Here is an 18,651-nt window from a genome sequence, read left to right as displayed (position 1 = left end):
ATTCCTCCAATGACTAATGTAAAGACGCGAGATCTCGCGTCTCTATTTACCTAAACCGTCTTTTTGCAGTTTCTTAAACGGATCTAAAACAAAATCAATCACGCGCCGTTGACGAATAACTACTTCCGCGTTGGCTGTCTGCCCCGCACTCAATGGAATACGTTTGTCGCCATTTTGGATATATTGTTGCTCCAAGGCAATTTCTAAATCATAAGTTTCGATGTTTCCTTGGGGTGTTTGGCTAACTTTAGTGTCAGGAGAAATTCGAGTAACTTTCCCTTGAACGATGCCATACTCCTGGAAGGGATAGGCATCAAACTTGATTTTGACTGGCATCGCTACCTTCAAAAAGCCACTTTCCTGACTAGGTATTTGAGCCTTGAGGACAAAGCCAGTATTTTTAGGCGCAATTTGGGCAATCCGTTGACCGGGTTGTACTACCGCTGCCTGCTTGGTAATTGGAAACTCATAAATCACTCCATCAATGGGCGATCGCACTACTCTTTGCTGCATCTGAAGTTTGATCGATGTGAGTTGGCTTTGTGTCTGAACGATTTGGGATTGCAAAGCCGTGATTTGTGCTTGTAAGTCTTTAAGTTGTTGCTGATTTTTTAAAATTGCCAGTTGACCTGCTTGCAGTAAAGTTTGATACCCGTTTTCTTCCTGTTGTAGTTGGAGTTTTGCTTGTTTGATATCAGACATCAACTGACTAACTGTAGTCAGATAGCGATTTTGTTCTTCATCTAAACGCAATTTCGCTTGTTTGATATCCGATAGCGCTTTGTTGTAGAGTCTATTGCTTTCTTGTTGTTCTTTTCTAAGTTGATCAATTTGAGTAGCAGAAACAGCACCATCCTTGACAAGGTTCTCAAACCGTTCAACTTGTGTGGAATCTATACTCAAACGACTTTGAGCCGACTTGAGATCATTCTCCGCAGTACTAATTTGCTGCCGCGCTTGATTGACTAACGCCTGTTTTTCTAACTTTTGCAGGTTATGAGTACTTTGTTTTGCATCCAGGTTTTGTTTTGCCTGGTTAACTTGGGACATTTTTTCCAGAGCTTGAGAGCGGTTTTGTTGTTCCTGGGTTGTCAGAGTCAACTGTAGTTGGTTTTTGAGTATATCCATTTGCGCTCGTTGGTTTTGCAATCCAGAGAGCTTTGTTTGACTTGCTTGCAGTTCCGTTTGCAAAATATCAGATTCTAGTTCGAGCAAAACCTGTCCTGCTTGTACGGTGTCGCCTTCTTTAACCTTGACAGCTTTGACGCTCCCACCAGCAGTGGTGTCCAACTTTAGGGTTGCACCTTGAGGTTCAATACGTCCTCTAGCAGTTCCTGTTTCATCTACTTTTGAGATTGTTGCCCAGGGTACGGCGATGACGGCAAAGCCCATCAGTACATAAAGCACACCACGAGTCCAAACTTTAGGTATGGCATCAAGCAGTTCTTCAGTACCGTAATGCCACTCTTGGGAATCACCTGGAGTCTCTATCTGCTCTTCAGTAGATTTCTCTATCTGTGTATAATTCTGATACTCATCAGCATCATCATTGGGAAGTGCTGATGAGGAAGATGCATAGGGCATGGTTTTCCTCCTAAAATGGGGAATAATGGCGGATGTACAGACGTTCTGGCGGAACGTCTATACCTAACCGGCATATGCCAGTTGTTGTTGATTGAGGTAGTAATAATGACCTTTTTTGGCAATCAATTCATCGTGAGTACCACTTTCTACCAATAAACCACGATCTAAAACCAGGATCACGTCAGCGTTACGTACAGTAGAGAGACGGTGGGCAATAATTACACTTGTGCGCCCTTTGAGAATTGTTTTGAGATTGTTTTGAATAATACGTTCTGATTCTGAGTCTAGGTTACTGGTGGCTTCATCAAAAAGCAATAACCGAGGATTTCCAAGTAAAGCACGGGCAATGGCTAGGCGTTGACGTTGCCCACCAGAGAGCATTCCCCCACCTTCACCAATTTGGGATTCATAACCCATTGGCATTTGCCGAATAAATTCATCTGCCCCAGCATATTTGGCGGCGAGAATAATTTCATCTATTGATGCTTCTGGGTGAGCGACACAAATGTTTTCGCGAATAGTGCCACCAAACAGAAAGGTATTTTGATCGACCACACCTACTTGAGAGCGGAGCGATCGCAATGCAACTCCCGATACATCATAACCATCAATTAAAACTCTGCCTTCTGTCGGAGGATATAAACCTAAAATTAATTTACTCAGGGTTGTTTTTCCCGAACCGCTACGCCCGACGATTGCCACCATTTGCTCGGGCTGAATTTCAAAGCTGAGATTTTCCAGCACGTTTGTCTCACTTTCTTTGTGATAGCGGAAAGTGACATTATGAAAGCGAATTCGTCCTTGAAGTTTACCTAGTGACTTGCGGGGTTTATTGTGCAAGTCTTCTTCGGGTTCTGCTTCTAAGACATCATTAATGCGTTCGGTAGAAATCACGATTTCCTGCAATTGATTCCACAGCAGAGCTAGCCGTTGAAAAGGACTCAAAACATTACTCACCAACATGTTGAAGGCAATTAATTGTCCAATGGTAAGTTCTCCTTGAATCACTTGCAATGCGCCAAACCACATTAAGGAAGCATTGACAACGGTTTGGATGACGCTACTGAGGATTTGCAGGCGGATGCCGATAATTTGAGCATTAAAACTTTTTTTGACTAATTTATGTAGCAGTTCTTCCCAACGCCAGCGTACCGTCTGTTCAATTGACAAAGAGCGAACTGTGCGAATTCCCGTGAGGGATTCGATGAGATAGCTGTTTTCTTCAGCTCCGGCATTAAAAATTTCTCTAGAGATGCGGCGTAATATATTTGTACTAGCCAGCGCCAAGATAAAAAATGGTGGCACAGTAATGAGTACAAATAATGCCATCCGCCAGCTATACCAGAACATCATGCCCAGATAGATTACCAAGGTCATCATATCCAGGATGATGGAAAGAGTTTGTCCAGTTAAGAATTGTTGAATTTTCTGGTTTTCTTGGATGCGAGAAACTATATCCCCGACGTAACGCGACTCGAAATAAGACAGGGGCAACCGGAAGGTATGTTTGATAAAACCCACCAGCAAGGAGACACTGACACGGTTGGCTGTGTGAACTAGCAGATATTGCCGCACTCCATTCATGGCAATACTGAACAAACCAAAAACGATCATCCCCACTCCAACGGCGTTTAAGGTAGGAATGCTGCGTTGCACCAGCACTCTGTCTAGCAACAACTGGGTGAATACTGGTGTTATTAGTCCAAATAGCTGCATCAGCACACTTGCGAGTAAGACTTCTATCAGTACCCGGTAGTGAGGTTTGACTAACTCAAAGAATTTCCAGAAGCCGATATCCTCGGCTTTAGCTTCTTTAAGTAAAGCCGTAGGTTGCAGTAATAATGCGTAACCAGTCCATTTATCAAAAAATTCACCTTTTGTCAAGCTACGTTGACCGATCGCCGGATCGCAAATAATTACCCGTGTTTTGGTGATTTCATAGACGACGATGAAGTGCTTGCCTTCCCAGTGAGCGATCGCTGGTAGAGTTTGTTCTGCTAATTTATCGAAAGTGGCTTTAACGGGGCGGGTGGCAAAACCGAGGTTTTCTGCTGCCGTTGCTAAAGCACGTAGAGATGCTCCACTGCGGTTGACGTTAGTCATATCCCGCAAGCGATTGACACTAAAGTGTTTGCCCCAATAGTTACCAATCATGACAAGGCAAGCAACGCCGCAGTCGGTGACGCTTTGTTGGGCATAGAATGGGTAGCTCTTGGTGAGCTTTCCCCACCAATGCCCCACTTTTACCTTGGGGCTGGGAAAGTATGGTTGTGATTTTTTGGGCTTTTGATTGAGTGTGGAATCTCGCTGAGGAAAAGGAATGACATTATGAGATGTCCCTGGTTTAGCTCTGCTGCGTAACTGGTGGCTAGGAGTGGTAGTTGGACGTTCTTGCCCAACTACCGATTTTAATTCCTGCCAATGTAAGATTGCTGTTTGCCAATTTGACTCTTTAAGAATGTAAGCAATTGTTGGTTGCGTCGCTTGCCAACTACCTTGTTTTTTACATTCATATATTTTTCCTGGTGTCAATATCTCCCCAGATTCATTTTCTACTTGACCTCGCTGTAGTACCCAGAGCTTGGCATCTTGTGGTAGGGATATTTCCACACTAGTATCTAGGTTGTGTCGCTCAAATAAAGATAACGCTTTGAGTATGTCTGTAGAATTACGAGTAATTTGTCCAGTTTGATGACATAAACGGAGCAAATCTAAACTAAGTGCGCGTTCACGCAGGCGAGCGCGAATTTTTGGGTATTTATCCATCAAATCGAGGATTACCTCTTGTCTGAGGTAGCAAAGCTTTAAGTTAGTAGATGAGCGTGCAGCGTAATGCCCAAAGCCTTCATCACCAAACAAAGTCGCCTCGCCAAAAGAGGAACCTGCACTCAGAGTCGTAATTAAATTTTCACTACTCTCCTCCAGCAGTCTCACTCTACCTGCAAGAACTAGATAGATTCCTGGTGGTGCATTTGTTGTTTGCCAAAACTGCTTGGCTACGGTAGGTTCGATAATTTCTGCCGCCGCCACGCACGCTTGCACTTCTGTTTGAGCTAGCGTCTCTCCCAACGTCTCAGCTATCAGTTGAGCTAGCTCAAGAAACTCTTGTGCTGGAATGGAATTGTATGACATAATTTTTACCAGTTGCCATCAACTGTAAAATGTGGGCGAACGTGTCTACAACAGCTGTAACCTCCTGTTAACAAAGTCACAGCTGCAAAGCTGAATAGCCTTGAGAAAGCTATTTCAGCACATACACAAGATGGGCAGCTAAACCTGGGATTTCCCCCTAACGTTTCGAGGGTTTAGGGGGTTTCTTCCAGGATCAACTAAACTCTTACTTTTTGGATCCTGCATAATCAGTGATGCACCCACACACAGAAGCACTTCATTTGCCTGTAAGCACCCCGTGTCGCTTTCTTCCGTAACATCAGTAAAACTTGAATTCCTAGTTTGGAGAACAAAGACGGATAATCTCTACTCTCTAAATAATTGTAAAGTACCATAACATTGGATGTATGAAACATGGTAATTGCGCACCCCAATCAGTAAAAAAGCTTTTACTCAAGACTGAACTGAAATGGTAAGTGATTAGATTGATGATCTCAATAATCCGTCTTAGCTTGGGAACACTAGTATAAATTAGAACTTTTTTGAATTTCGCTTTTGATAGAAAAAATGTTTGTATGAATATCACTCACTTTCCAGAAGAGTCATGAATAATCAACTAAACTTAGCCGAAAATTGGGACAAATTTTGTCAAAAGGGTTAAGTACATAAAGTCATGTTAGTATAATTAAACTCAGTGCTATCGCCAACAGAGTTATCACCCTTAGACTGACACAACAGCATTATATACTGCTGAAATCAGGCTAGTAAATGTTTGGTAGCTACAGCAGACCAAACGTTTTATGACAGGTTCCTGATTTAGCCACGATATTATTACAAATTTGAAACAATCTTGTGATAATTTCAAATACACATAATAGTATCTTACGCGGTTACTTCAACAACGTTACTTTTTAAATAGTAAATTTACATACAGTTTGTCAAGCGTTTTTGTGAAAAACCCAAAATTTCACTAAAACTTTATATTAGATTTACTCAAGATTTAAAAAAAAATTTGTTTAGAAAAATAAATAGCTTCTTAATCCAATAAGAATATTCATAAATTGCAAAAATAGTTAACGTAAAGGTAGTTATGGTTAGGCATATAAAATAATTAATGTTTTATTACATCTATCAAAAGTTAGAAATATTATTTAAATAGAAAAAATACTTTTTTTTAATAGTGGTACTTAGAGTAACTAGTATTAAGATTGACAATAAAACACAGAAAGTAACTGACAAGCTACTCAGTAAATCTTAAAGTTGAGTTTTTACTTGTATCTGACTTAAGAAGAATGAAGCAGATGGTCTACCTCCACATTTAACCACTTTTGAAACATATTGTGAAGAATTTCCTGATAATTTTGCTGAGTTAATTCTGCGGGGATTAATTCATCGACAAGAAATAAATGGTAGCCGAGATTCGTTTTGAGTGGACCAATTAGCTGTTTAGGCGGTGTACTAAATATGATCGCCGCTATTTCCGGCTGAATAGCCCCACGATTAACCTTCCCTTCGTAACCACATCTTCGTCTACGCTGGTCATCCATATCATATAAATATGCTGCATGATAAAAACTAATTTCACTTTCTTCAATTTGATAGTAAATTTCTTGAGCTAGTTTTTCATAAGCGACAAGCATTTGATATAGAACAACTTGCTCAAAATCCAGACTATTTTGATGAAAAAACTTTTCTGCTTCTAGTGAAAATAGTCTTTCCGCTAATTTTTGCGCTAGTAAATGATTATATATGCCTACTTCCCAATCTTGAGAAGTGACGAATTGCTCTGATAACCATAAGAGTGTGTCTGAGGCTTTTTCCAAACCCTTTTCACGACGTTGGCGATCGGCTTGAGTTTGAATTTCTTCTTCTGTAACGGTTATTCCTCTTGCTTGAGCGGCTTGATGTATTACTTTTTGACACAAAATTTTGTGATATACATCTTTTAAAGCAATCTCGCTTTTAAGAAATTTAACAATTTCTTCTGGTTCAATAGCTATTTGAAAATCAGACATTACTATTTAAGTTTTTTCGATCATTTTACATAATAGCTAACAAGTTAAGGTAGCATATTTATACAATTTAAGTTAATTCATTGCTACTTTTTATATAGTAGCTTAATTTTCTAGTGAGTAACCAAACTTATTCAATAAGACTAGTTTATTAGACAAAAAAATGGAAGCATTCAATGAAGGCTTCCAATATTGAATAAAAGTTAAAAAGCAGTGATAATCCTAATTGGGAGGACTAGGATTAGGATAGTGATGCATAGAAGCGATTTAGATACAAGTTATACCAGCCAAGGTAATATCACCGTTACATTTCAGTTTCTCATGATGAATTAAGGTTAGTATAAAATTTTTATACTTTAACATCAATAGTAATGAGAAAAAGAACCACCAATAGCAACGGTTTAATTTCAATCTATGCTTCTGTTGTTATATATAATGTATAATAAATCTACTCTAAATGGTTGCCAATTTGGCAGATTTATTTTTGACTATAGGAGACAGGAGACAGGAGCCAGGAGTGAAAGTGTCTTAATATCCTGACTTCTGAATTCTCTACAGACGCAATTAATTGCGTTTCTACGACTTTCTGTACAGACGCGATTAATCGCGTCTCTTGTAACTTTCTAATTAAGCAAATCAATTGTCACCTACTATTTATTGACTTAAGCAAGTTTTTTGGTAAATTCGTAGAATTGTCAGGACTAACTATTCTCTGACTCCAACTCAGACATACCTTGATATTTATGAAGTGTTGCTAACCATTGTTCTGAACAACTACTACGAATTTCTGACCTCAAGATAACTCAGATCTTTAATTTTGCTTAAGCAGCGACAAGGAGGCGTTAGTATTAGACCTTTGGTGAGAAGAGAGCTTGGTAATGTTTAAATTTTCATTTTGCCTCGTGCTGGTTGTGTTAATGTGATTTTCTTTGAGCAACCGGTTGTAAGTGCGGTAGGGAATGTAATGAAGAGGATTGTAACCAGCAAAACGAAGGAGCAAAACACAAGCCCAGGAATATTTTCCAGCAAGAATTGCCTCAACTAATTGATCCAATTGATCGGGATTAATTTTCTTGCCTAAATTATTACTGTTAGCTGCAATATCTTGATTCATAGTGTTAGTGTTCATGATGAAAGTAAACTAGTCTGTCCGTAGGAAAGTGTTGTTGGTGGCTGAATGAGAGCAACTACTAAAACTAATGGCGCATTGTCAGGTGTTATTGAGTTTCGAGATAGATGTTGGACGCAGATACAACCCTAAGATAGGGTGCGAGATGTAAAGATTTTCCCCAGAAAACAACTTCGCCGTGGATGTGACTAACTTCTTCAATCTTGCTTATACACGTCCAGACTATGTGGCTTGAGGTAATTGCATTTAACCTGATGATTCTATTCATGGCTGACCTGTGTTCAGACTCACTTGTTACTCAAGTCTTTGTGCTACTGAATTAGGAGTTATTTAAGTGAAACCGCATACTTTTTAGGATGAGAAAGAAAAGCTGTTCATTCTTAAGCATTAATGACAACATGGGCATTTATACTTTTTGGCTCTTGATGTCATTTACTAATTTTGCCTTTGTTAACTCATAACTAATGAGTAGGTTTCTATGTTTACTATAGCATTTTTTTCCTTTACGTTTTTTTGTCTACTTGTTAGGTATTGGGGGGTGTTACCCCTCATACATCGTCTGATTGAAAATTGTGATTTCTTTAGTATTACTAAGTCATCTTAGCATTAAATACATTGTCGATCCGGATAAAAATTAGCAAGTATCAGTAGCATTTAGATAATCTTCATAAGCCATGTAATTTAATAAATTTTTTTCAAATTACCAATAAGTTACACTTGCATTTACCTGATTATAATCCTCTTCTGGTAAGACTTTTGAGCTATAACAGGTAGTAAATTAGCTTATCTATTGCTTTTATGCTGCATAATAGTTAGCAGTTAACTACCAATAAATAAGTAATTAAATTTACGATTTTTTGGTATGCTATACACACAGATATGACTAAATTAACCCGCAGATCAGAAGATACGTTTGGCGGGAAATTTAACATTAAAAAAGTAGCAAGTGATGTATGTGTCTACTGAAGTAATTAAAGAATAGTTAAAAAGTTGAGTTACATCTGCTTACTCCAAATTTAACATAGACAACATTTGCATCTATCGGAAAATCCACTAGCTGATACAGGTAGTTTTACAGATGCCGTTGCATTTAAGATCAGTGGTAATAAAAACAAGCTTATGATTATCAACACAAGATGAGTACCTTGCTCAATTAGGATACCTTGATTAAAGTCGGCAATGTCAACGGTAGATAGACGGTGAGCAAGGATAAAGGTAGTGTGAGGTGTAATACGACTGTTACCTCTAAAGCTTTGTTCCTTGAGTAAGCGATGTTAATTTTTTTGCTCAAACGCAATTGTCGTAAGAACGGAAAAGAATTATTACTGAGTAAGTTCCGATTTAAAAGCATTCTTAATTAGTTCCTTGATTAAGAGAGAACTTAGGATTCCAAGTAAATAGCCATATGTTCATTAAAATCCATAGAAATCGGAATTATCCAGAGGGATGTAACCCCTCGGAGGGGATAACACCCCATGGTGAGAGTCATCAGGGGTGAGAAATTAAAAAATCAAAAACTATTTTGTTTTAACCTTTTAACTGTAAATAAATTGCCCAAATAGCCATTGCACGTAAATAAGTACTAGCGCGAAAAGTACCTGCTGCAGTGATTGCTTCTGGCGTGCGGAACTGTAAACCATTGTCATAAATTTGTCTGACTACGGACAAAGCAATTTTTAAACCCTCTTCCTTCATACCCATCTGCACACAAAAAGCTGCCAAACCAAAATTAATTCCTGTCCAAACCTCCAATGGATGAGTAGCATGAGGATTTTCTGGTGAGCCATCAGCAAGAACACCATTAGCCGCCCCAAACTCCCCATTGTTAAACCTCACAAAACAAGCATCATACACAGTTTTCAATGCAGAAATAGCACAATCTTGTGGTACAATATCTCCTAACTTCAGCAACCGAGCATAAAACTGCCCACACAACTGGTCAGCCATCACCACATCAGAACCACTCTCACTATCAAGCCGATAATACCGCCCATTCCAAAGCTTCTGTTGATAAACAAGGCGCGATTGTTCTAACCAATTTTGATAAGTAGATTTTTCCAGCAACAAGCCGCCAAGAAAAACCTTGGCGTTCTTGGCGTCTTGGCGGTTAATTAAAACATCACTTATAGCGATCGCCGCCTCCAATGCCGCCAACCACAACCCACCACAATAAGCACTTACCCCCAGCAACCGCCAATCATCAAAAGTTTGATCGGGCGCACCAGAATTTTCCGGAATACCATCTTCATCCTTGTCAAATGTCTTTAGGTAGTTAAGAGTTTCAACAATGCTTTCCCAACACTCTGCCAAAAATTCCACATCAGTTTCCCCTGTAAGGAGAAAGTCTCTGTATAAGAGCAACACAAAATCACAACCTAAATCTTTCCACATGTTACAATCTTGGTAACTTGTGTAGTTTGTCTTTTCCCAAACATGTTCGTTCGGTGCACCCAAGTCGTGGGGAGTTGCACCAGCAACTTTGCGCACAGCAATGGGACTTTCGGCTTTAATTGTGTAATAATACCCTATGACTCGCTGTGTATCGTCACTTTTTGGTATCGCTCTAGCAAAGGCACGAATTACCGACTTCTCCAGTTCGGGAAATAACATTAACAAAGCAAAAGAACCGTAAAGCCGCACGTCTATGCTTTCGTACCAACGGTAATCTAAACACTCTAGAACGGCAAATTGTCCTAGAGCATCGCGCTCAGAAGCTGCTGACCACAGTGTACCACCACTGGTAAGGACGTAAAGCTCATTAAATAACGCCATCTTAAACCAGTCGGGTAAGTCAGAGCGATCTTGAATCGGTTTTTGCCATGCTATGATCTGCTCCTGCCAAGTTTGATATTCTGCTAAAGCAGTTGATGCGATCGCCCAAGCATTCTGACCGTTTCTACCAAAAAAGTCGGTATAGCGGCGGTAATAGTTAATCCCGGCGGCAAATTCTGTGATGGGAAAATCCCAAGCGAGAACAAAGGGAATTTGTAAAGTTTCTCCGGGCTGGAGAGTGAAACGAAGGGCGATCGCTGCACCGACCTGTTCTCCTTCAACTGCTGGCGTTTCATCTGTATAATTAGGCAAAGAACCATGGAGGCTAAAATCCCATACATCAGTACCTGTACCAGTAGGATTCCATCGGGTATGATAGGTTACTTCCACACCAGGATGCTTTCTTGTCGCAATACACCACTCTCCTTCGCCTTCTTGGGGCGGAACGGAGCGTTCAACTCGACTTAACACACAGCCAATATATTCTGTATTTTCAACTAGCTTGTTATAATTATTTTTACTTTCGCCTAAACGCGGTAGGTACTCGTATACAGGACTACCATCATCGCGTACCTGCACTCTAGGAGATTTGACAGCATTAGTAAACCAACCCACCATATTTTGCCAGGTGAGCATAATACCCAAAGTAATAGGTGCATTTGTGGGGTTGTGTGCCGTCCACTCAAACACCGCCACTGGGTAGCTAGTTTCTTGGTAATTATTGGCACATATAGGAGAAAATTGTTCACTAGTTAACTGTGCTTGAAACACTCCTTCGTAAACAAACCAGCTACGGGGGTATAGGGCGTGATAGGTTCCCACTCTTCCACTGGCTGGATACCACTGCCATTCAGCGAGGCTCCCATCATCAGGCGCTTGTGTACATAAGGCGTATGCTTGCGACGATGAGCCATCTGACTCAAATACACTGAATTGACAAGCGGGGATGTTTTTGAAAGTGTGTTCGCCGCCATCTATGTGCCAAAAGTTAAAATCTCCTCGCGAGGAACGTCCGATACAACCTGCGCCAAATCCACCCAAAGGCATTCCATGCCAGGGACCATCATCAATATTACTAGCATAGCGGACGGTGTAGGGTTTGTCCCAACCTAAACCAATGGGACGATTCCAAGTGCAGGAGGGGATTTCTGGGGAGGGCTGATTTGTCATCACCTAATATCACAGCGTGAGAGTCTAATTGGTGAAATATCATCTCACGCAAAGACGCAAAGGCGCAAAAGTGGTAACGGATTTTGTAACGGATATAAGTCCTACAGATAAAATATCCGTTACATCCGTTATCTATCGGTTGCTGCTGCCACCTAAATTTTGATGTTTGTCTGGAAACTTACACTTAACCTCAATCTCAAAGTTACCCTCGGAAGAGCCTTCAACCAATATGGGAATACCAACTTTTCCACCCAGCTTGATACCAAATTTAATTGTTACTTCTTCGGCTTCTGGTAAATTTTTGAACGCTCCTAGAGCTAACCTAGTATAGCCACGTAGCTTGTCGTGAAACTCCTGAATGTTAACTGTGGGAAGAACATCGCGGTATCCAGGTTCCTCTTCTTCTGGCAGATCTGCGGCTGTCTTTGATTCTACATATATTTCGTACTCTTGATCGTCTTGTTTGACGATTAGACGTTGTACCTCTGACATCATTAGCCTCAAGTAATTTACAGATGTTATGTCAGTTAGAATACTATGGAATGCCCTTATGTCTTGTTGCACAGTATGGCTCGATATGCGCTGGTAATTGGCATCGCTAAGTATGACAACTTCAGTCCAAACCTACCAAAGGCTGTCACCGATGCACAGGCGATCTCCCAAGTGCTGTATAAACACGGTCGCTTTGTTGTTGAGCCGTTACCAGCAAAGTTGATCGAGAGTGAGAATCGTTGGGAAGTCACGCAGGACAAAAAGTTAACTGGCAAGAAACTCGGTCAAGCACTAAGGACGTTTTTACTGGATAAGGCAAAAGATAACGACGCACTGATCTATTTTGCCGGACATGGATTTGAAGCACCAACCCTAACTGGTGAACCGAAGGGGTATTTGGCAACTTCAGATTGCAATAAAGATGGACAAAACGCGATCGCCTTTGATGACTTCAACACTTTAATCAGTAAATCCTACCTCAGTAGCTTGGTGGTAGTGCTAGACTGCTGCTATTCTGGCTCTTTGCTAGAAAAAAGCTTTATCAGGTCAAGTTTTCCCGTTTTCCACAGCAAACAGGATTACTGCCTAATTACTGCTTCTCGTGCCTTTGAAAGAGCGCGGGAAGATGCAGAAGGAGGTATTTTTACTCAAGCAGTTCTCAGCGGACTGTCAGAAGATAAGGCTGATGAAGCCGGGGAGGTGAGTGCCAGTGGCTTGTTTGACTTTATTTCGCGCTCCCTTAAGCAGAGCGGGCAAGAACCAATTTACATGGGGGGAGGAAGGGCAATTCCTCTCGTTTGGTATCCGCCAAAGAATCTGGTGGTTGCTACGGTTGTGCATGAGGAGTGTCCCTACCGAGGTTTGGAAGCCTTTGACAAGCTGCACGCGCAGTTCTTTTTCGGTCGTAAGAAGGTAGTTGAGGACATCCTACAAAAACTCGAACAGGCGCAGTTTGTTCCCATAATCGGCGCGTCGGGCAGTGGTAAGTCAAGTGTGGTGCGTGCGGGTTTGATTCCGCAGTTGGAGAATAATGGCTGGCGAGTCTTAGACCCGATTAAACCAGGAATTGAGCCTTTAGCAAAGTTGAGAGGAATATTTGAGCGATTTTTTCTGCGAGCAAGCGAGATTCAGCAGCTTTATGATTTCATCCACAATCACCCAATTGGCTTGCGTTCCCTGATTGAAAGTCTCCCTGCTTCAGAGCGTTTCTTGTTGGTGGTGGATCAATTTGAAGAGGTGTTTACCCTTTGTCTCAAAGAAGAGGAGAGACGCAGATTCATTGATCTGTTAACATCATGCCCCCCGTGCGGGCGGTTGGCAGTTGTCTTGACAATGCGGGCTGATTTTCTCGAACTCTGTTTGCACTATCCCGCGCTCACACAGTTGATTCAGAATCAAGCCGTTTATATGCCGCTATTGGTAGGAGCATATTTGGAACAGGCAATTATTGGACCTGCAAAACTTCAAGGTTATGGCTTTGAAGACGGTTTGCTAGGAGAGATCCTGCAAGATTTGGGATCTGAGCATGAATGTTTACCTTTGTTACAGTTTGCCCTGACAGAACTTTGGGAAAAACGCGATCGCGAAAAGCATCAGCTAAAACTGGAGCAGTATCGCGCTATGGGTAGGGTGATTGGGGCGCTTGATCGTCACACAAAAGCTATTTATGAAAGTTTCTTTACTAAGCAGGAGCAGGAATGGATTAAGCGAATATTTTTAAAGCTAGTGCGAACAGGTGACGGGGTAAAGGATACCAGACAGCGGCAACCCAAAGCCAAACTGTTAGCGATCGCTGGAGGTAACTTACAGGAAAGGCAAGCTGTGGGTGAAGTTTTAGATGTGTTGATTAGAGGACGCTTGTTGGTAACTGGGCAAGAAAATCAGCAAGGCGAAGCCTGGGTTGATTTAGCCCATGAAGCTTTGATGGAAGGTTGGCAGCAGTTTGCCCAGTGGCGACAGGAAAACCGGGAAGTACGAAGACTGATTGACCGAGTGGAAGATGGCTTAAGAGAGTGGCAGAAGAATCCACAGAATGAAAATTTAATGATGGGGGGATTGCTGGCTCAAGTAAGAGAGAAATGGCAAGAATTGGAAGCTGATTTAGATACCATAGTAAAAGATTTTTACCATCGCAGTGATGCTTACGAACAGACACTCATTGCTGCCCTAAGAAAAGTGCAAATTGATTATTACTCGCTCGGAAAGGGGCATACTCACTCAGTAAAAATCGTGCCTCAAAAACTTTATAATAGCCTTTCCCTTTCTACTCGAACCGATAAAAGTCTTCATAGTTGGCTTACGATTAGAAAGAGTATTCAAAGATTCAAAGAAAAACAAAATCAAGCCATAGGTTTGGTTTCTGACCATCTTTTAAATAAAGAACTAGAAAGACTCGAACTCTATCAAGAAGTTTTGGAAGAAGGTAAGGCAAAAGGTAAGCAGGAAACAGTTCATAGGATGCTGAAATATGGTTTTTCTATAGAAAATATTGCTGAAATTCTATGCCTGGATGTCGAGCAAGTGAAGCAAGCAGCCCAAAATTTGCACGACTTATAGACGCAACTAAACAATGGAAAAAGTAGTTAGTGGTAGAGACAATAAAACCGTAGTACTTACTACAATTCTATTTTAGAGTAAGGAATAACAAGGAATAACATGGACAAGGTACGGCAAACGCCATTAAAGGGAAACCCAACTCCCATCATTGTAACTGAGTCAATCACAAGAAAATCCTTAAAACAGTTACCTTTCAATAAGTTTGTTTAAATCTTTCAAGCGGAAAACAAGCTCACTGAGAGGTTATTTGGCTGAATCTCACCTGATGGAAAAGGATAACTTATTTCTGCACAATACCTTGTGTTAGCGCTAATAAAATAGAAGTAACATAACTTATCTAGAACTCTAATTTTACAAAGATAAATCGCCATGACTAGCAATACCTTGAGAGAAGTAATGAAGCAAATCGATACGATGACGCTAGATGAACAATTGGAGTTAATCGCCTATCTTGCCCAGAAAGCGAGACAATCACAACTCACACCATTACTGCAACACAAATGGAGAGAAATTCGGGGATTACTCAAAGAACCTGCTTTGGGTGAAGATGCTCAAACATGGATTTTCCGAACAAGGCGCGAAGATGATGAACACAGAGAATGACAATACTGAATTTATCCAAATCAACAATTACATTACTCAACAAGCAGCCCAGTTGCGATCGCGCTATAATCTGGCATTACTAGACGCTTATCAAGTTGCTGTGGCGCTAACAGGTAACTGTGAAGCATTGTTAACAAATGATATTGCATTTAAGCGTGTCACAGAACTGCGCGTTTTAATAGTAGATGAATTAGAACTGTAGCGACATTACACACTGTTTTCAGTAAATCAACTACAATCAAAATGGTGAGATTCATTTCAAATCAAGTAAACCTTCTTCTTTCAACTTAGGATTAAAGCGAATTTGTGTTTGCAAACCCCGCGCTTCCAGAACAGCTAAAATTTCTGCTTCTACTCGCCGCGCCACATTTTTAACGATTTTGATTTTCCCTATTTCATCATGAGCAGGATTTTTGTAATTCGCTTGCTCTTCAGGTGTCATTACAGCTTTAGCATCAATTGGTTGTGTCCATTTTTCTTTGTCATCTCCATTTCCTGGAGGTACAGTGCCATTCTCAGCAATCCAAGCTTTCTCAATATTTTCTAAAATAGCTCGACTAGGGCGTTCAATAGTTTGAACTTTCACCCAATAACAATGTTGTGGCTGACGTACTAAATGCTGCTTCAGGCTCAGATAAACGTCACGGGAGTAACCTACATATTGTAGCAATTTGTCTTGATTAAAAATTGCGTATACTCCAATTTTACTCTGCAATTGTTCAGGTAATTGACCGTTGTCATCAATGTAAGGAATGGATTCTAAACTTGCTAAGGAAGGAATATCAGTTTCAGTCATATAATTTAAAGTGATTTTATTCTTTGCCAATCCGCCAAGCCTAGAACTTCAGTTCTAGGCTTATAGCTTAAGTCGGTTAAAACCGACGCTTATGGTTGATTTTTACTAAGATTAGTTTACTCTATTGAGAGAACAAATGTTAAATGGCAACTGTTGTGGCTGTGACATCAATGTTACGCCTAAATAAAATTCGTGGTTTGAGGAGAATGCGCAAAATCAGCAATAGACTACGCCACTCTCCTGGTGTGTTGTTGCGCTTCCACTGCCCTGGGCGACAAAATAACATTTCCACCAAACGACGATGTTGACTTAAACTCACTGACTCAAACTTGACATGCACTGTGGGAAACTCATTTTTAAAATCAAGAAGCACAATCTGCCCTTCGAGTTGTAAACTTTCTTCAGCAATTTCTAGTTTTACAGTCATATCTTCTAAATTACGGGCAGGATTTTGAGTCAGAGCAATTTGAGCGCCAACTTCAGAAATGATTGTAGTTACTCCCCAGATACTTTGTTCACCAACATTTAAACGCACTACTCGCCGTAAATCAAACCATTCATACACATCTAACTTGGGTGCATCGAACAAAATTAGCAGGCTAATGCCAATCATGATCAAATTATAGGTACTCCACACCCAACCTAAACCAATACCTTTGATTTGCGGAGCTAGTTCTGTAGAAACTGTGCTAACCCAAGCACCGTTAATGACGCTCATTCCTAGATTTTGCCATAAACCGAAAGCATTAGCTGCAAACAAGATAATTAAAGGTAAAGCTAAGTTCCAGTTAAAGTAAAATCGTTTTCTGATCTTTCCTTTCGGCGTCACTTTAAACCCTTTGGCAAAAGGATTCAGCATCACTTGGATCACAGTCAGCGCTAAAGGAAAACATAGTACTATCGAGTAAATGTCCGATAGCAAAGCTGAGCGCGATTGATGATTCAACCAAGTAAACACTGTTAAGTTTACCAAGTAATAAGGTAAGAAAAAGTATAATAGCTCTGCTGGTGTTGCATGTATGGGAATCACTCCTAAAAATGAATAAGCTAGCGGAATGAGCAAAAAGTAAACACGGGAGATGCTACTAAACCAAGTTAGCAATCCTTCTAAATGAGCTAACCTTTGAATTAAGCTGAGTCCAGGAATTGTTAAAGGATTAGATTTGATAAAAAATGCCTGAAGTGTGCCGCGTGCCCAGCGTAACCGCTGAGTGGCATAGGCGGCAATGCTTTCTGCTGCCAAACCAGCGCTTAATTTTTCATTTAAATAAACCAAGCGGTAGCCTTGAGCAGATATGCGAATTCCGGTAAAGTAATCTTCACTCAAAGACTCCGTGACAAAACCTCCGGCTGCTGCTAATGCACTGCGTCGAACAACAAAAGAAGTACCACAACAAGTCACACTTCCTGCACTATCTCGAATTGGTTGAATTTGCCGATAAAATACTTCTTCGTCTGAGGTGAGAATATTTTCTAAGCCAAGATTTCGGGCAATGGGATCTGCGTTGTAAAAGCTTTGAGGTGTCTGTACTAATGCTACTTGCTCCTGAAGAAAGAAGCCTACTGTACGAGTAAGAAAGTTTTTCGTCGGGATAAAATCAGCATCAAAAACAACAACGAGTTCTCCATTGGTTTTGGTAAGAGCATGATTTAAATTCCCGGCTTTGGCATGACTGTTATCTGCTCTGGTTATATACTCACATCCCAGTTCACAAGCTAATTGTTTCATTTCTGGGCGTCTGGTATCATCAAGGAGATAAATTTTTTTATGGGCATACTCCAGAGCTTGGCAACCTATAAGTGTACGGCGTACAATAAAAACTGGTTCATTGTAAGTTGGAATTAAGATATCAACAGATGGTGTAAAACTGCCATTAGTTACAGCGACTGATTTCCGATCTGCTTGGGAGCGACGATCTTTGACATTCAGCATTAAAAATAGCTGAATAGTGCTACCAAGTAGCATGAGTAGTTCACAAAAAAATAAACCCAGGCTAAATACTCCATTAAGCGGATCGGAAAGATTTAAGGTAGATAGCGATCGCCATACAAAATACCGCAAAGTGAGAATAATTAAAATTCCTACCACTAACTGACGGGACCAAACACGGGGTTTTGGAGAAACTTTCATTACCCCCAACACCATCAAAAATAGTGCTACTGTTGGTGCTAGTAAATATTTATGCGTCACCATTGGTGTTTTTAACCATAGTGGCGGATTTTCTTGCTCAGCATATATCTGAGCGAAAATTACACTAATTGTGTCTTCACCTGCAAACCATCCTACTACGATAATCACAGATAGCAAGACTGTACTTAATAAAATCAGCGTTGCTGTTGGCAATTGAAATCGCCTCCGAAGGTGGCGCTTTAAAGTGCTGCTAAACTGTGTAATCGTCATTGCTAATACACTATTTATTAAAAAA

The 18,651-nt window shown here is 40.6% G+C and carries 10 protein-coding genes and 1 pseudogene; 3 read left to right on the top strand and 8 right to left on the bottom strand.

Annotated elements, in window-relative coordinates; translation table 11 throughout:
* Window positions 1-42: 42 nt before the first annotated feature.
* The 6 genes and pseudogenes from ICL16_RS16495 to ICL16_RS16470 form a co-directional block, all read right to left on the bottom strand.
* Entirely contained in the window at window positions 43-1,584 is a 1,542-nt protein-coding gene (locus ICL16_RS16495) for a beta-barrel domain-containing protein (protein ID WP_190829651.1), read from the bottom strand.
* A gap of 63 nt (window positions 1,585-1,647) precedes the next feature.
* Complete coding sequence (locus ICL16_RS16490; protein ID WP_190829649.1) at window positions 1,648-4,716, bottom strand: peptidase domain-containing ABC transporter; 3,069 nt, start codon at window positions 4,714-4,716, stop codon at window positions 1,648-1,650.
* Between the two features lie 1,262 nt (window positions 4,717-5,978).
* Window positions 5,979-6,710 carry a peptidylprolyl isomerase gene (locus ICL16_RS16485; RefSeq protein WP_190829647.1) on the bottom strand — a complete coding sequence of 244 codons (732 nt, stop codon included), beginning with the start codon at window positions 6,708-6,710 and terminating at the stop codon, window positions 5,979-5,981.
* A 698-nt stretch (window positions 6,711-7,408) separates the two neighbouring features.
* Window positions 7,409-7,821 (bottom strand): annotated as a pseudogene (locus ICL16_RS16480) (HetP family heterocyst commitment protein).
* 1,542 nt (window positions 7,822-9,363) lie between these two features.
* Window positions 9,364-11,778, bottom strand: a complete 2,415-nt coding sequence (locus ICL16_RS16475) for a GH116 family glycosyl hydrolase (RefSeq protein ID WP_190829644.1) — start codon at window positions 11,776-11,778, stop codon at window positions 9,364-9,366.
* Window positions 11,779-11,910: 132 nt separating this feature from the next.
* The gene (locus tag ICL16_RS16470; protein WP_238360803.1) at window positions 11,911-12,273 is read right to left on the bottom strand and encodes a CU044_2847 family protein; all 363 of its coding nucleotides are present in this window, start codon (window positions 12,271-12,273) and stop codon (window positions 11,911-11,913) included.
* A gap of 72 nt (window positions 12,274-12,345) precedes the next feature.
* Here ICL16_RS16470 and ICL16_RS16465 point away from each other — a divergent pair, with 72 nt between their 5' ends.
* The 3 genes from ICL16_RS16465 (at window position 12,346) to ICL16_RS16455 (ending at window position 15,631) form a co-directional block, all read left to right on the top strand.
* Window positions 12,346-14,826, top strand: a complete 2,481-nt coding sequence (locus tag ICL16_RS16465; protein ID WP_190829642.1) for an nSTAND1 domain-containing NTPase — start codon at window positions 12,346-12,348, stop codon at window positions 14,824-14,826.
* 369 nt (window positions 14,827-15,195) lie between these two features.
* A complete protein-coding gene (locus ICL16_RS16460; RefSeq protein ID WP_190829641.1) occupies window positions 15,196-15,429 on the top strand; it encodes a hypothetical protein in 234 nt (77 codons plus the stop codon).
* Entirely contained in the window at window positions 15,410-15,631 is a 222-nt protein-coding gene (locus tag ICL16_RS16455; protein WP_238360802.1) for a type II toxin-antitoxin system VapC family toxin, read from the top strand. Before ICL16_RS16460 ends, ICL16_RS16455 begins: the two co-directional genes overlap by 20 nt.
* Before the next feature lie 51 nt (window positions 15,632-15,682).
* Here the strand turns inward: ICL16_RS16455 and ICL16_RS16450 are convergent, their stop codons facing one another.
* Both ICL16_RS16450 and ICL16_RS16445 read right to left on the bottom strand, forming a co-directional pair.
* Window positions 15,683-16,225, bottom strand: coding sequence for a GIY-YIG nuclease family protein (locus tag ICL16_RS16450; protein WP_190829637.1), 543 nt, complete (start codon window positions 16,223-16,225; stop codon window positions 15,683-15,685).
* Between the two features lie 139 nt (window positions 16,226-16,364).
* Complete coding sequence (locus ICL16_RS16445; protein WP_190829634.1) at window positions 16,365-18,626, bottom strand: glycosyltransferase; 2,262 nt, start codon at window positions 18,624-18,626, stop codon at window positions 16,365-16,367.
* Between the last annotated feature and the right edge of the window lie 25 nt (window positions 18,627-18,651).

This window comes from Iningainema tapete BLCC-T55 (assembly GCF_014698965.1).
GTDB classification, from domain to species: Bacteria; Cyanobacteriota; Cyanobacteriia; order Cyanobacteriales; family Nostocaceae; genus Iningainema; species Iningainema tapete.
The sequence above is the reverse complement of the archived record's forward strand: the minus strand, read 5'-3'. Positions and strand labels throughout refer to the sequence as shown.